The organism is Nocardioides sp. CF8 (assembly GCF_000389985.1).
GTDB classification, from domain to species: Bacteria; Actinomycetota; Actinomycetes; order Propionibacteriales; family Nocardioidaceae; genus Nocardioides; species Nocardioides allogilvus.
Genome location: NZ_CM001852.1, coordinates 2,133,730 through 2,147,356, shown reverse-complemented (window position 1 = coordinate 2,147,356; position 13,627 = coordinate 2,133,730). Strand labels below are relative to the sequence as shown.

The 13,627-nt window shown below is 72.2% G+C and carries 11 protein-coding genes and 1 pseudogene; 9 read left to right on the top strand and 3 right to left on the bottom strand.

Annotated elements, in window-relative coordinates:
* Positions 1 to 483 (top strand): annotated as a pseudogene (locus CF8_RS23105) (acetyl-CoA C-acetyltransferase); the annotation flags it as partial.
* Here the strand turns inward: CF8_RS23105 and CF8_RS10500 are convergent.
* Positions 480 to 1,979, bottom strand: coding sequence for a sulfatase family protein (locus CF8_RS10500; protein WP_010833096.1), 1,500 nt, complete (start codon positions 1,977 to 1,979; stop codon positions 480 to 482). The pseudogene CF8_RS23105 and the gene CF8_RS10500 sit on opposite strands and share 4 nt — an antisense overlap.
* A 49-nt stretch (positions 1,980 to 2,028) precedes the next feature.
* Entirely contained in the window at positions 2,029 to 2,658 is a 630-nt protein-coding gene (locus tag CF8_RS10495; RefSeq protein ID WP_010833095.1) for a sulfotransferase family 2 domain-containing protein, read from the bottom strand.
* A gap of 135 nt (positions 2,659 to 2,793) precedes the next feature.
* On the opposite strand from CF8_RS10495, the gene CF8_RS10490 reads away from it, so the two are divergent.
* Genes CF8_RS10490 through CF8_RS10480 form a run of 3 tightly spaced genes read left to right on the top strand, consistent with a single transcriptional unit; the run spans position 2,794 to position 5,177 of the window.
* Complete coding sequence (locus CF8_RS10490) at positions 2,794 to 3,675, top strand: SDR family oxidoreductase (RefSeq protein ID WP_010833094.1); 882 nt, start codon at positions 2,794 to 2,796, stop codon at positions 3,673 to 3,675.
* Between the two features lie 10 nt (positions 3,676 to 3,685).
* Positions 3,686 to 4,147 (top strand): SRPBCC family protein, encoded by a 462-nt coding sequence (locus tag CF8_RS10485; protein WP_010833093.1) that lies wholly within the window; start codon positions 3,686 to 3,688, stop codon positions 4,145 to 4,147.
* 1 nt (position 4,148) lies between these two features.
* Complete coding sequence (locus CF8_RS10480; RefSeq protein WP_010833092.1) at positions 4,149 to 5,177, top strand: NAD(P)H-binding protein; 1,029 nt, start codon at positions 4,149 to 4,151, stop codon at positions 5,175 to 5,177.
* Here the strand turns inward: CF8_RS10480 and CF8_RS10475 are convergent.
* Positions 5,174 to 7,213: a M3 family metallopeptidase gene (locus CF8_RS10475; RefSeq protein ID WP_036490720.1), complete on the bottom strand. Its 2,040-nt coding sequence runs from the start codon at positions 7,211 to 7,213 to the stop codon at positions 5,174 to 5,176. The two genes, CF8_RS10480 and CF8_RS10475, sit on opposite strands and share 4 nt — an antisense overlap.
* Positions 7,214 to 7,258: 45 nt before the next feature.
* Between CF8_RS10475 and CF8_RS10470 the strand changes: the two genes are divergently transcribed.
* The 5 genes from CF8_RS10470 to CF8_RS10450 are packed head-to-tail and all read left to right on the top strand — an operon-like array spanning position 7,259 to position 13,624.
* Positions 7,259 to 8,101 carry a PhzF family phenazine biosynthesis protein gene (locus CF8_RS10470; protein ID WP_010833090.1) on the top strand — a complete coding sequence of 281 codons (843 nt, stop codon included), beginning with the start codon at positions 7,259 to 7,261 and terminating at the stop codon, positions 8,099 to 8,101.
* Positions 8,102 to 8,121: 20 nt separating this feature from the next.
* Positions 8,122 to 9,759, top strand: coding sequence for a ribosomal protection-like ABC-F family protein (gene abc-f, locus CF8_RS10465; protein ID WP_010833089.1), 1,638 nt, complete (start codon positions 8,122 to 8,124; stop codon positions 9,757 to 9,759).
* Positions 9,756 to 10,526 carry a type I methionyl aminopeptidase gene (gene map, locus CF8_RS10460; protein WP_010833088.1) on the top strand — a complete coding sequence of 257 codons (771 nt, stop codon included), beginning with the start codon at positions 9,756 to 9,758 and terminating at the stop codon, positions 10,524 to 10,526. The genes abc-f and map overlap by 4 nt, the downstream gene beginning before the upstream one ends.
* Before the next feature lie 51 nt (positions 10,527 to 10,577).
* Positions 10,578 to 12,236, top strand: coding sequence for an FAD-dependent oxidoreductase (locus tag CF8_RS10455; protein ID WP_010833087.1), 1,659 nt, complete (start codon positions 10,578 to 10,580; stop codon positions 12,234 to 12,236).
* Entirely contained in the window at positions 12,236 to 13,624 is a 1,389-nt protein-coding gene (locus CF8_RS10450; RefSeq protein ID WP_036490718.1) for a sensor histidine kinase, read from the top strand. The genes CF8_RS10455 and CF8_RS10450 overlap by 1 nt, the downstream gene beginning before the upstream one ends.
* Positions 13,625 to 13,627 lie beyond the last annotated feature (3 nt).

Here is a 13,627-nt window from a genome sequence, read left to right as displayed (position 1 = left end):
CAGCCGCTCGCCCCCGGCGGCCGGATCACCGCCGCCGTCGCCAGCCAGATCTGTGACGCCTCCTCGGCGATGCTGATCGCCTCCGAGCGGGCGGTGGCCGAGCACGGACTCACCCCGCGCGCTCGCATCCACCACCTGTCGGTCCGCGGCGACGACCCGATCTGGATGCTCACCGGCCCGATCACGGCCACCCGGCACGCGCTGGCCAAGTCGGGCCTGGGCATCGAGGACATCGACCTGTTCGAGTGCAACGAGGCCTTCGCCAGCGTCGTGCTGGCGTGGATGAAGGAGCTCGACGTCCCGCACGACAAGGTCAACGTCAACGGGGGTGGGATCGCGCTCGGCCACCCGATCGGTGCGACCGGCACCCGGCTGATGACGACGATGCTCAACGAGCTGGAGCGCACCGGTGGCCGCTACGGCCTGCAGACGATGTGCGAGGGCGGCGGTCAGGCCAACGTGACCATCATCGAGCGGCTCTAGACGAGGGGCTTGGGAGCCGGCAGCTCCGGCACCAGCGTCCGGCACTTCGCCTCGGCGCAGTCCTCGAGGGTGTCGAGGTAGCCGGCCAGCACGCGACGGACCTTGCGGTAGGCCGGGTCCAGCGCGACGTTGGTCAGCTGGAGGGGGTCGGTGGTGCGGTCGTAGAGCTCGACGAACCGCGGGCCCTGCCAGCGGACGAGCGTGTAGCGCTTGGTGCGGACCCCGCGCCAGCGCCAGGCCGTCTTCTCGTCCTTGCCCTTCGACCCGGCCTGCAGGAGCAGTCCGCGGTCGCGCTGGCGGCGGTCGTGGACGGCGTACCCCAACAGGCTGCGGCCGTCGATGCCGACCGTCGGGTCGGCGTCCGCGAGCTCGGCGATGGTGGGCGCGAGGTCGACCATCGCGACGGTCTGCCTGCGTCGCTCGCCGGCGGGGATGCCGGGGCCGCGCATCACGAGCGGCACCCGGATGGACTCCTCGTAGGGCACGTTCTTGCCCACCAGTCGGTGCTCACCGAAGAGATAGCCGTTGTCGCTGGTGAACATGATGACCGTGTCGTCGAGCGTGCCGGCGGCCTCGAGGGAAGCCACGATGCCGGCGACGGCCTCGTCGAGCGCGGCGAGCGTGCGCAGCCGCTGGGTGAACAGCGCCTGCTGGGTGGCCGGGTCCACGCCCGGCTGCGCCTTGACGTCCTTGCGCTTGTCGCTGACGTCCGGCTCGTTGAAGGAGGGCGAGGACAGCGACGGCAGTGCGACGTCGCCGAGGATGCCGGCGTGCCGGTCCGCGGCCGGGGGAGGCCCGGAGCAGTCGGCCTCGGTGTTGCCCTGGCAGGTGCCGTGCGGCGCGATGAAGCTCGACCACAGGAAGAACGGCTCACCGGCCGCGCTGAAGTCGGTGACGACCGCGGCGGCCTGCTGCGCGACGACGTCGGTGTAGTAGTCGGTCTCGCCGAACTGCACGAGGGTGCCGTTGTCGTACTGCACGAACGAGCGGTAGTCCGACAGCGTGCCGACGATCGGCTTCCACTGGTCCCAGCCCGGCTCGATGCCGTCGTTCTCGTCGTAGCCGTGCATGTACTTGCCGATGAAGGCAGTGCTGTAGCCGGCTGCCTGCAGCCACACCGGCAGGGCCGTCGTCGGGTCGAAGCCCTCGTGCCCGCCCCACGGCGGGGAGTTGGTGCGGACCCCGTTGTTGTGGGCGTACCCGCCGCTGAGGATCTGGGCGCGCGCCGGGCAGCAGTTGGGGTGCGGCGCGATCATGTTCTTGAACGTCAGGCCCGCCCGGCCGATCAGCTTCCTCGTCTTCGGCATCCACTTGAGCTCGAGCTTGGTCTGGTCGTCGGACGTGATCAGCACGATGTTGGGCTGGTCGCCGACGGTGACACCGGCGGTCGAGTCCGGCGGCCCGGGCACGCGGTCCTGCTCCCGGGCGGGCATGCAGCCCGCCGTCAGTCCGGTGACGAGCAGGAGGGCGAGAGCGAGCGCAGACGGACGTGACACGAGGCGAACCCTAGCTCTGAGCAGCTGGTGGCAGCGTGGCCGGGCACGCTCAGAAGTCGTAGCCGAAGGCCTCGACGTCCTTCGCGTAGACCTCGCCGATCCGGTCGCGCGCGGCCGGGGTGTAGTAGTCGCGGTAGGAGCCGTGCGACGTCGTGTTGCGGCGCGGGATCTCGGTCACCGGGAGCCCGAGCTCGCGCTGCACGGTCGCCATGTCCTCGCCCAGCGACTCGGTGCGACCGATGAAGTCGGCGCGCTGGTCCCCGTCGACGAGGTAGTCGACCTGCGGCATCGCGAGCCGGTCGATCTCGGCGGTGCCACGCAGGATGAACTCGTCGAAGTCGGCGTACGCCGCGACCGCGCGCCACAGCGGGTTGCCGTCGCGCGTCGAGCCCCACTGGCCGTCCTGGGGGCGGCCCGAGGCGGGGCCCCAGCGGCGGTCCCACGTCTCGATCATGGAGTACCACGACACCATCCGGGCCCACGGGTTGCGCACGAAGCCGAACGACCAGTAGCCCTCGAACTCGGGGTGCTGCTTGAGGATCCGGCGCAGCCGCGCGTGCCGCTGCTTGCCGACCGAGCGAGCGTCCGGGCACATCTCGCGGAGCAGCTGCTCCACGGAGGCGCCGCCGGTCTTCGGGATGTGGACGAAGAGCATCCGGCGTTGGTCGGAGATGAGCACGCTCAGAGGTTAGACGCTGCGGTGGTCGACGCTGGCCCCGACGGTGAGGACACGGACCGGCACCCCGACCAAGCAATTGCTTGGTAGGGTGGGCGCACCCCCCATCTCCACCCACGTCAACAGCTTGGAGTCCTCATGACCCTCCTTGAAGGCCGCATCGCGATCGTCACCGGAGCCGGCCGCGGCATCGGCCGCGCGCACGCCCTGGAGCTCGCCCGCCAGGGCGCCAAGGTCGTGGTCAACGACTTCGGCGTCTCGCTGGCCGGCGAGAAGCCCTCCGACGCCGTCTCGCCGGCCGACGAGGTCGTCGCGCTCATCCGCGAGGCCGGCGGCGAGGCCGTGGCCAACGCGGCGGACGTCGCGGACTTCGCCCAGGCGGAGGCCATGGTGCAGCAGGCGATCGACACCTTCGGCGGCCTCGACGTCCTGGTCAACAACGCCGGCTTCGTGCGCGACCGGATGCTGGTCAACGCCACCGAGGACGAGTGGGACGCGGTCATCCGGGTCCACCTGAAGGGGCACTTCGCTCCGCTGCGGCACGCCGCGGCGTACTGGCGGCTGGAGTCGAAGGCCGGGCGCCAGCGCGTCGCGCGCGTCGTCAACACCTCCTCGGGCGCCGGGTTGCAGGGCTCGATCGGGCAGGCCGCCTACTCAGCGGCCAAGGCCGGGATCGCGGGGCTCACACTGGTCGCGGCGGCGGAGCTCGGTCGCGTCGGGGTCGCGGTCAACGCGATCGCACCGGTCGCGAAGACCCGGATGACCGAGGGCGTGTTCGCGGCGAAGCTGCCCGAGCCCGAGGACAACTCGCCGGTCGTCGCCTGGCTGGCCTCGACCGACTGCGAGCTCACCGGCCGGGTCATCGAGATCGAGGGCGGGAAGCTCACCCTCGAGGACGGCTGGCGCCATGGCGCCTCCCGCGACCTGGGCCGGCGCTGGGATGCGGCCGAGGTCGGCGCGGCCATGCGCGAGCTGGTCGCGGAGGGCGCGACACCGGAGCCGGTTTACGGGGTCTCCTAGGCTCGGTCGCGTGAACCGCTTCCGCGCGCACAACAGCTCCGAGGCAAACCTGCGCTCCGCGCCCGACCGGGTGTGGGACGTCCTGACCGACCCGGAGCTGCTCCCACGGCTCACGCCGTACCTCAAGCGCATCGAGGTCGACGGCGACCGCTGGACGTGGCACCTCACCCGGATCCCGGTGATGAGCGCGACCATCACGCCCACCTTCACCGAGGTGATGACCTTCGAGGAGCCGACCCGCATCGTCTTCGCGCACGACCCGGCGAAGACCGACGAACGCACCGGCGTCGAGGGCACCTACCTCCTCACGCCGGCCGGCTCCGGGACGCACGTCGCGATCGACCTCGAGGTCTGGTGCGACCTGCCGCTGCCCAGGATCTCGCGGATCGCCGTGGAGACGGTGATGGGCGGGGTCGTCGCGGCCATGGGCAAGCGGTTCGCCGCCAACATGCTGCGCCACCTGGGGGAGTGACGTGCGGATCCTCGTGCTCGGTGCCACCGGCTATGTCGGCTCACGACTGGTCCCGGCCCTGCTCGACGAGGGCCACGCAGTGGTCGCGGCCTCGTCGTCGGAACCCGCGCCGGAGCGGTTCGACTGGGGCGCGTCGGTCGACTGGGTGCGCTGCGACGTCACGTCGCGTGCGGACGTGGACGCGGCGCTCGTCGACGTCGACGCCGTCTGCTACCTCGTGCACTCCTTCGACCGGAGGGGTTTCGCGGGCCCGGACCGGGTCGGTGCCGAGGTCGTACGCCGCGGGGTCGATGCGGCCTCGGTACCCCGGCTCGTCTACCTCAGCGGGCTTGTCCCCGACGTCCCGCGCGCCGAACTGTCCGCCCACATCGCCTCCCGGCTGGAGGTCGAGGAGGAGCTGTTGCGCTCGACGGCCGCGAGCGTGGCCCTGCGCGCCGGCGTCATCATCGGCGCGGGCTCGACGTCCTTCGAGGTGGTCCGCCAGCTCAGCACCCTGCTGGTCGTCCAGCCGGTCCCCTCGTGGCTGCGCTCGCGCGTCCAGCCGATCGCGGTCACCGATGCCGTGCGTGCGCTCGTCGAGGCACTGACCTGCGACCCGCCCATGACAGGAGCCCTCGACATCGGCGGCCCCGACGTGATCCGCTACCCGCGACTCCTGGCCGCCCACGCGCGTGCCGCCCAGCTCCTGCGGGTGCGGGTGCCGGTGCTGCTCGCACCGACCGTGCTGGTCGCGGCCGGGACGGCGGGTCTCGTCCGCGCACCCTTCTGGACCGTCACCGCGCTCGTGGCGTCACTGCGCCACGACATGGTGTGTCGACCGTCCGCGACCTGGGTGCCGGCGTCCGGCGACGCACTGCTCACCGTGCGGGAGGGGATGGAGCGCGCTGTGCACGGGATCGGGCTGGAAGGCCCGATGCCGAGCGACCCCGACTGGACCCGCCAGCACGCACCGCTCCTCGACGCGGTGCCCGCGCCCCGGTCGGTGCGGGCCGGTGTGAGCCTGGCGTGGCACCGCCTCCGGTCCTTCTAGCCGATCCGCTCCAGCAGGTGGCCGAGGTCCGGGTCGCCGCCGCGGAACGCGCGGTAGGACTCCATCGCGTCGACTGATCCGCCCGGCGCCAGCAGCGTGCGGCGGAAGTGCTCGCCGGCCTCGCGCGTCATGCCGCCCCGGCCCTCGAACCACGCGACGGTGTCGGCGTCCATGATCTCCGACCAGAGGTAGGAGTAGTAGGCCGCGGAGTAGCCGCCGCCGAAGATGTGGTGGAAGTAGGTCGAGCGGTAGCGCGGCGGCACCGGCGCGTAGTGGACACCGGCCTTCTCGAGCGCCGCGAGCTCGAAGGCCTCGACGCCCTCGGGATCGGAGGGCAGGTCGGTCGCGGGGGTCTGGTACCAAGCCTGGTCGAGGATCATCGCGCCCAGCAGCTCGGCGTAGCGGAAGGTCTCCTTGCCCGAGGTCTCCAGCAGCTGGGCGAGCATCTCGTCGGGCAACGGCTCGCCGGTCTCGTGGTGGCGGGCGTAGGTCGCCAGCAGGCTGGGCTCGCGGGCCCAGATCTCGTTGACCTGGCTGGGGAACTCGACGAAGTCCCGCGGCACGGACGTGCCGCTGCGGCTCGGGAACCGCACGTCGGAGAGCAGGCCGTGCAGGTCGTGTCCGAACTCGTGGAAGAGCGTGATGACGTTGTCCCACGAGAGCAGGCTCGGGCTGCCGGGCGCCGGCGGCGGGAAGTTGCAGGTGTTCGTCACGACGGGGGAGTCGCCCAGGAGCTCGCTCTGGTCGACGATGCTCGTCATCCACGCGCCGCCCTGCTTGGTCGAGCGGGTGTAGGGGTCGATGACCACGACACCGAGGTGGTCGCCGTCCTCCTCGCGGACCTCGTAGACGCGGGCGTCCGCGGTGTAGCCGACGAGGTCCTCGCGCCGGTGGAAGGTGATGCCGTAGAGCGCGGTCGCGGCGGCGAGCACCCCGTGCTCCAGCACCCGGTCGAACTCGAGGTAGGGGCGCAGTGCGCCCTGGTCGAGCTCGGCCTCCTCGTGCCGCAGCTGGCTGTCGACGTACGCCCAGTCCCAGGCTTCGAGGGTGGCGCCGGGCTCGAGCTCCTCGAGGTGGGCCTGGAGCTGCTCGCCGCGGGCGCGGACGAGGTCGTAGGCGGCGGGGCCGAGACGGCCGAGGATCTCGTTGACGGCGTCGGTGCTGCCGGCGCAACCGTCCTCGGCGGCATAGGCCGCGTGGTGCGGGTAGCCCAGGAGCCGCGCCCGCTCGTCGCGGAGCTTGGCCATCGTGAGGAGCACTCCACGGGTGTCGTGGTCGCCGGCGACGAGTCCGCGCTCGGCGCTGGCCCGCCACACGCGCTCGCGGACGGCGCGGTTGCGCAGGGAGGCGAGCACGGGCTGGCCGGTGGTGTTGGTGATCGTGAGCAGCCAGCCGTCCTCGCCGACCTCCTGGGCGGCCTCCTTCGCCCCGGCCCGCTCCCCGTCGTCGAGGCCGTCGAGCTCGGCCTCGTCGGTGATCAGGACACCCGCGGCGTTGCGGCCGGCGACCAGCAGCTGGTCGAACTTCGTCGCCAGCGTCGCCAGCTCGGTGTTGAGCTCGCGCAGCCGCGCCTGCTCGTCCTCGGGCAGCGCGATGCCGCCGCGCTCGAAGTCCTTGAGCTGCTCGGCGAGCAGGTGGGTCTCCTGGGCGTCCAGGGTGACCTCGCCGCTGTCGCGGCGGGCGCGCAGCTGGGTCAGCCGCGCGTAGAGCCCCGCGTTGAGCAGGATCGCGTCCTCGTGCTGGGCCAGCCTGGGTGCGATGTCCTCCTCGATCGCGTCGCGCTCGTCGTTGGTGTCGGCGGCCTTGGCGACCCAGAAGGCGTTCATCGCCCGGGTCAGCAGGCTGCCGCTGCGCTCCCACGCCTCGAGGACGTTGGCGACGGTGGCGGGCTCGGTGTCCTGCGCCACGGCGTCCAGCTCGACCAGGTGCTCGGCCATGCCCCGCTCGATCGCCTCGCGGAAGTCAGCGTCCGACAGGTTGGCGTAGTCCGGGAGGGCGAAGGGCAGGGTCGACGGGCTCAGCAGCGAGTTGGTCATGTCGTCATCCAAGCAAACGGGTGAGCACTCTGGTGAGATGGCGACATGCTGCCCTTCCGACAGGTCGACGTCTTCTCCGCCGAGCCGTGGCTGGGCAACCCGCTCGCCGTCATCCACGACGCCGACGACCTGAGCGACGCGCAGATGGCCGCGATCGCCCGATGGACGAACCTGTCGGAGACGACCTTCCTGTGCTCCCCGACCGACCCGGCAGCCGACTACCGCGTGCGCATCTGGACGACGGGCGGCGAGCTGCCCTTCGCGGGACACCCGACGATCGGCAGCGCCCACGCGTGGCTCGAGGCCGGCGGCTCGCCCCGGGGCGACGTGATCGTGCAGGAGTGCGGTGTCGGGCTCGTCCAGGTCCGCCGCGAGCCGCGCCTCGGCTTCGTCGCGCCACCGCTGCGACGCTCGGGTGAGGTGGAGCCCGAGCTGCGGGCGCGCATCGTCAAGGCGCTCGCCGTCGACGAGTCCGCGGTCCTCGACATGGCCTGGACCGACAACGGCCCGGGCTGGGTGGGCGTCGACCTCGGCGCCGCCCGGGCGGTCGTCGACGTGGTCCCCGACGTCGCGGCCTTCGCGGACCTCAAGGTCGCGATCGTCGGTCGGTGGGACGACGCGAGCGCAGCCGACCTCGGGGCCGACGTCGAGGTGCGCGCCTTCTATGCCGACGGTCGCGACTTCGGCGAGGACCCGGTCACGGGCAGCGCCAACGCCGCGCTCGCGCAGTGGCTCATCGGGACGGGTGCCCTGCCCGAGAGCTATGTCGCGCGGCAGGGGTCGGTCATCGGCCGCAACGGGCGCGTCCACATCGAGTCCGCCGGCACGCAGGTCTGGGTCTCGGGCGACGCCGTGACGCGGATCGAGGGCAGCATCGACGTCGGGTGAGCCACGGCTAGGCTGCGTCGGTGAGTGGCACCCTGATAGCGAAGGACCTGGCCGGCGGCCACGGTCACCGCACCCTCTTCGAGTCCTTGAACCTGACGGTCGCGCCCGGCGACGTGGTCGGCGTGGTGGGCGCCAACGGCGCCGGCAAGTCCACCCTGCTGCGACTGCTCGCCGGCGAGACGACGCCGATGGCCGGGACGGTGTCCACCGCGCCCGCTGACGCCTTCGTCGGCTCGCTCCCGCAGGAGCACGAGCGCGTGCCGGGGGAGACCGTGGGCGGCTACCTTGCCCGCCGTACGGGCGCAGCCGCGGCGACCGCCGCGATGGAGGAGACAGCCGCGGCGCTGGAGTCGGACGACCCCGACGCGGGTGACAACTACGCGGTCGCGCTCGACCACTGGCTGGCCAGCGGCGCGGCCGACCTGGAGGACCGGGCGCCCGCCACCCTCGCCGAGCTCGGGCTGGGCGTCGGCACGGACGCTCTGATGACCTCGCTGTCCGGCGGGCAGGCAGCGCGGGTCGCCCTCGCGGCGCTGCTGCTCAGCCGCTTCGACATCGTGCTGCTCGACGAACCGACCAACGACCTCGACCTCGACGGCCTCGAGCGCCTCGAGTCCTTCGTGCGTGGCCTGCGCGCCGGTGTCGTGCTCGTCTCCCACGACCGCGAGTTCCTGGCCCGCTGCGTCACCCGGATCGTCGAGCTCGACCTCGCCCAGCAGCAGGTCGCGGTCTACGACGGTGGCTACGACGCCTTCCTCGAGGAGCGCGCCGTCGCCCGGCGGCACGCCCGCGAGGCCTACGAGGAGTTCGCCGACAAGAAGGCCGACCTCGTGTCCCGGGCGCGCACCCAGCGCGAGTGGAGCTCGCAGGGCGTCCGCAACGCGATGAAGAAGTCGCCCGACAACGACAAGATCCGCCGCAAGGCGCAGACCGAGTCGTCGGAGAAGCAGGGCCAGAAGGTCCGGCAGATGGAGTCGCGGATCGCCCGTCTCGACGAGGTCGAGGAGCCGCGCAAGGAGTGGGTGCTGCAGTTCGACATCGCCGCCGCGCCGCGCTCCTCGAGCGTCGTCGCGACCCTCGACGCCGCGACGAAGCGGCTCGGCGACTTCGTGCTCGGCCCGGTCTCCCTGCAGGTCACGGCCGGCGACCGGATCGCGATCACCGGGCCCAACGGGGCCGGCAAGACGACGTTGCTGCGGCTCCTGCTCGGCCACACCGAGCCGGACGAGGGACGCGCCTCCCTGGGCGCCACCGTCGCGATCGGCGAGATCGACCAGGCCCGCACCTCCCTGGCCGAGGACCTGCCGCTCGGTGACGCCTTCGAGGCCGTCGTGCCCGCGATGACCCCGGCTGAGGTGCGCACCCTGCTGGCGAAGTTCGGGCTCAAGGCCGACCAGGTCGCCAGCCTCGTCGAGCGGCTCTCGCCCGGCGAGCGCACCCGCGCCGCGATGGCGCTCCTGCAGGCCCGCGGGGTCAACCTGCTCGTCCTGGACGAGCCCACCAACCACCTCGACCTGCCGGCGATCGAGCAGCTGGAACAGGCTCTCGAGTCGTACGACGGCACGCTCCTGCTCGTCTCCCACGACCGTCGGCTCCTCGCCAACGTGAAGCTCGACCAGCGCTGGCAGGTCGACGGCGGAAAGGTGGTCCTCGCATGATCGAGATCCTGAATCCGGCCCGGGTGGCCCTGGCCCGGGAGTCGGGCGCCCTCGTGGCCGACATCCTGCGGACCATGCGGAGCCGCGCCGTGGTCGGCACCAACCTGCTGGACATCGACCGCTGGACGAAGGCCATGATCGCCGAGGCCGGGGCCGAGTCCTGCTACGTCGACTACGCGCCGTCCTTCGGCCGCGGGCCGTTCGGCCACTACATCTGTACGGCGGTCAACGACGCCGTGCTCCACGGCCTGCCCCACGACTACGCCCTGGCCGACGGCGACCTGCTGACCCTCGACCTCGCCGTGTCCAAGGCCGGGATCGCCGCCGACTCCGCCATCAGCTTCATCGTGGGCGAGACCAGGCCGCCGGAGAGCGTCGCCATGATCGAGGCCACCGAGCGCGCGCTGGCCGCGGGGATCGCCGCGGCCGGACCGGGGGCTCGCATCGGCGACCTGTCCCACGCCATCGGCACGGTCCTCACGGAGGCGGGCTATCCGATCAACACCGAGTTCGGCGGCCACGGCATCGGTTCGACGATGCACCAGGACCCGCACATCTCGAACACCGGGCGCCCGGGCCGCGGCTTCACGCTGCGTCCGGGGCTGCTGCTGGCGCTCGAGCCGTGGGTCATGGCCGACACCGCCGAGCTCGTCACCGACCACGACGGCTGGACCCTGCGCAGCGCGACCGGTTGCCGGACGGCGCACAGCGAGCACACGATCGCCATCACCGAGGACGGGGCCGAGATCCTCACCCTGATTGGGTAAGCCGGGCCCATCCTCGCCGGCGGGGTCCGCACTCGTCCTAGCGTCCCCGTGATGGACTCCGTCAAGCCCGCGATCCTGACCGTCGACGACGACGTCGGCGTCTCGGCCGCGATTAGCCGGGACCTGCGCGTCAGGTACGGCCGCGACTACCGCATCGTGCGCGCGACCTCCGGCGCGGAGGCGCTGGACCTGCTCTCCCGGATGAGCCTGCGCAACCAGCCGGTGGCGCTGGTCGCCGCCGACCAGCGGATGCCGCAGATGACGGGCATCGAGCTGCTGGGGCAGGCCCGCGCCCACGCCGCCACGGCGAAGTACCTCCTGCTCACGGCCTATGCCGACACCGGCGTCGCCATCCAGGCGATCAACGACATCGGCCTCGACTACTACCTCCTCAAGCCGTGGGACCCGCCGGAGGATCGGCTCTACCCGGTCATCGACGACCTGCTCTCCGACTGGCGTGCCGAGAACCCCGAGAGCACGGTCGCGGTCCGCATCGTCGGTCACCGCTGGTCCGAGCGTGCCCACGAGCTCCGACGCTTCCTGACCCGCAACCACGTGCCGTACAAGTGGCTCGACGTCGAGACCGACCCGGAGGGGGAGCGGCTGCTCGCCGCCGCTGGCCTCGACCCCGGCGCACTTCCGATGGTGCTCGTCGCCGACAGCGAACCGCTCATCAGCCCGCACCCGCTGGAGGTCGCCCGGGCTCTCGGGCTGCGCACCACCGCGCAGCAACAGCTCTACGACGTCTGCATCGTCGGCGCCGGCCCGGCCGGCCTCGCGGCTGCGGTGTACGCCGCCTCCGAAGGCCTCAGCACCGTGATCGTCGAGCGGGAGGCTCCCGGAGGGCAGGCCGGGCAGAGTGCCGCGATCGAGAACTACCTCGGCTTCCCGCGCGGGCTCAGCGGCGCCGACCTCACGCACCGCGCGCTGGCGCAGGTCACCCGCTTCGGCGCCGAGCTGGTGCTCGCCCGCGAGGTGGCCGGACTGGAGGCGCGCGGGCCTGCGCGCGTGGTCCTCTACGAGGAGGCCGGCCAGACCGCCGAGATTGAGGCCCGGTCCGTGATCGTGGCGACCGGGGTGTCCTACCGACGGCTGGGTGCCGAGGGCGTCGAGGCCCTCACCGGTCGCGGTGTCTACTACGGTGCCGACGCCACCGAGGCGTCCCAGTGCACCGGCGACGACGTCTACCTCGTCGGGGACGCCAACTCCGCCGGCCAGGCGGCGCTCAACCTGGCCAAGCACGCGAAGAGGGTCGTGCTGCTGGTGCGCGGACCGACGCTCGAGGCCGGAATGTCGCAGTACCTCGTCGACCGGATCCGGGAGGCGCAGACCATCGAGGTGCGCCTCTCCAGCGAGGTCGTGGCCGTCGGCGGTGACCGGCACCTCGAGTGCCTGACCATCGCCGAGCGCACGACCGGCGCCACGGAGGTCGTGACGGCCAGCTGGCTGTTCGTCTTCATCGGTGCAGAGCCGCGCACGGACTGGCTGGGCGGGAGCGTCACGAGGGACAGCCACGGGTTCGTGGTCACCGGACCGGACGTGGGCGCCGGCTGGCCGCTCGAGCGGGCGCCGTACTCCCTCGAGACCAGCATCCCGGGCGTCTTCGCCGCCGGAGACGTGCGGCTCGACTCGATGAAGCGCGTCGCGTCGGCGGTCGGCGAGGGTGCGATGTCGGTCTACCACGTCCACCGCTACCTCGGGACGACGTGATGCGCGCGGAGGAGCTGCGCCCGATCCCGCTCTTCGACGGGCTCGACGAAGCACAGCTGGCGGAGCTGCTCGCGGCCGGTGAGGAGGTCGCGATCGACGACGGCGTCCAGCTGTTCAGCGAGGGCGAGCACGCCGACTTCTGGTGGGTGCTGGTCGAGGGCGCCATCGAGCTGGTGCGACACGTCGGTCGCGAGGACGTCGTGGTCGGTCGGATGGCCCGCGCCGGGCTCTGGGCCGGCGGGTTCCGGGCGTGGGACGAGCAGGGCGTCTATCTCGCGACCGCCCGCGGGGTCGAGCCGGGACGGATGTTCCGGCTGCCCTCGGCGGCCCTGCGCACGCTCCTCGACGAGTGGTTCCCGTTCGGTGTCCACATCGTCAACGGCATCTTCGGTACGGCGCGGCGCATCGAGGCGACCGCACGCCAGCGCGACTCGTTGGTGACCCTGGGCCGAATGGCCGCAGGCCTCGCGCACGAGCTGAACAACCCGGCCGCGGCAGCGGTGCGCGCCGTCGCGGCCATGGAGGCGCACAGTACGTCGCTGCTGGCCTCGCTGGGCGACCTCGCCCAGCTGCGGATCACGGCCGAGCAGTTCGCCGGCCTCGACCTGCTGCGCCGCGAGCTCGACGAACGACCGCACTCTGCCGACGCGCTCGTCCTCGCCGACACCGAGGACCTGCTCGACCGCTGGCTGGAGCGACGCGGGGTCGAGTGCGGGTGGGAGCTCGCGTCCCCGCTCGCCGCGGCGGGGGCCGACGTCGCGTGGTGCGAGCGCGCCGATGACCTGCTCGGGCCGGCCCTCGGGGCCGGGCTGAGCTGGGTGTCGGCGACCATCTCGCTGTCCTCGACGCTCGGCGAGATCCGTGAGTCGACCCGGCGCGTCTCCGAGCTGGTCTCCGCAGTCCGTTCCTACTCGCAGATGGACCGCGGTTCGCGCCAGCCCACGCAGGTCACCGAGGGCATCGACAGCACGCTGGTGATGCTCGGCCACAAGGTGCCCGACGGTGTGCGGGTGGTCCGCGTGTACGGCGACGACGTCCCGCTGGTGGACGCGTTCCCGGGAGAGCTCAACCAGGTGTGGACCAACCTGGTCGACAACGCGCTGGACGCGATGGGGGACACCGGCGTCCTGCACGTCGCGACCCGCCGCGACGGCGACCAGGTGGTGGTCGAGGTCGGGGACACCGGACCGGGGCTGGCCCCGGACGTCGCGGAGCGTGCCTTCGAGGCCTTCTTCACGACGAAGGACGTCGGCCAGGGGACCGGTCTCGGCCTGGACATCGCGCGTCGCATCGTCGTCGAGCGGCACGGTGGCGAGATCGTGATCCATCCCGAGCCGGGGCACACCGTGTTCGAGGTGCGGATCCCGATCTCGCACCCGGCGGCTTGACAG

Coding starts and splice junctions, on each gene's coding strand:
- CF8_RS10490 (WP_010833094.1), top strand. CDS start 2,794: ATGACCCTCCTTGAAGGCCGCATCGCGATCGTCACCGGAGCCGGCCGC.
- CF8_RS10475 (WP_036490720.1), bottom strand. CDS start 7,213: ATGACCAACTCGCTGCTGAGCCCGTCGACCCTGCCCTTCGCCCTCCCG.
- CF8_RS10470 (WP_010833090.1), top strand. CDS start 7,259: ATGCTGCCCTTCCGACAGGTCGACGTCTTCTCCGCCGAGCCGTGGCTG.
- map (WP_010833088.1), top strand. CDS start 9,756: ATGATCGAGATCCTGAATCCGGCCCGGGTGGCCCTGGCCCGGGAGTCG.
- CF8_RS10455 (WP_010833087.1), top strand. CDS start 10,578: ATGGACTCCGTCAAGCCCGCGATCCTGACCGTCGACGACGACGTCGGC.
- CF8_RS10450 (WP_036490718.1), top strand. CDS start 12,236: ATGCGCGCGGAGGAGCTGCGCCCGATCCCGCTCTTCGACGGGCTCGAC.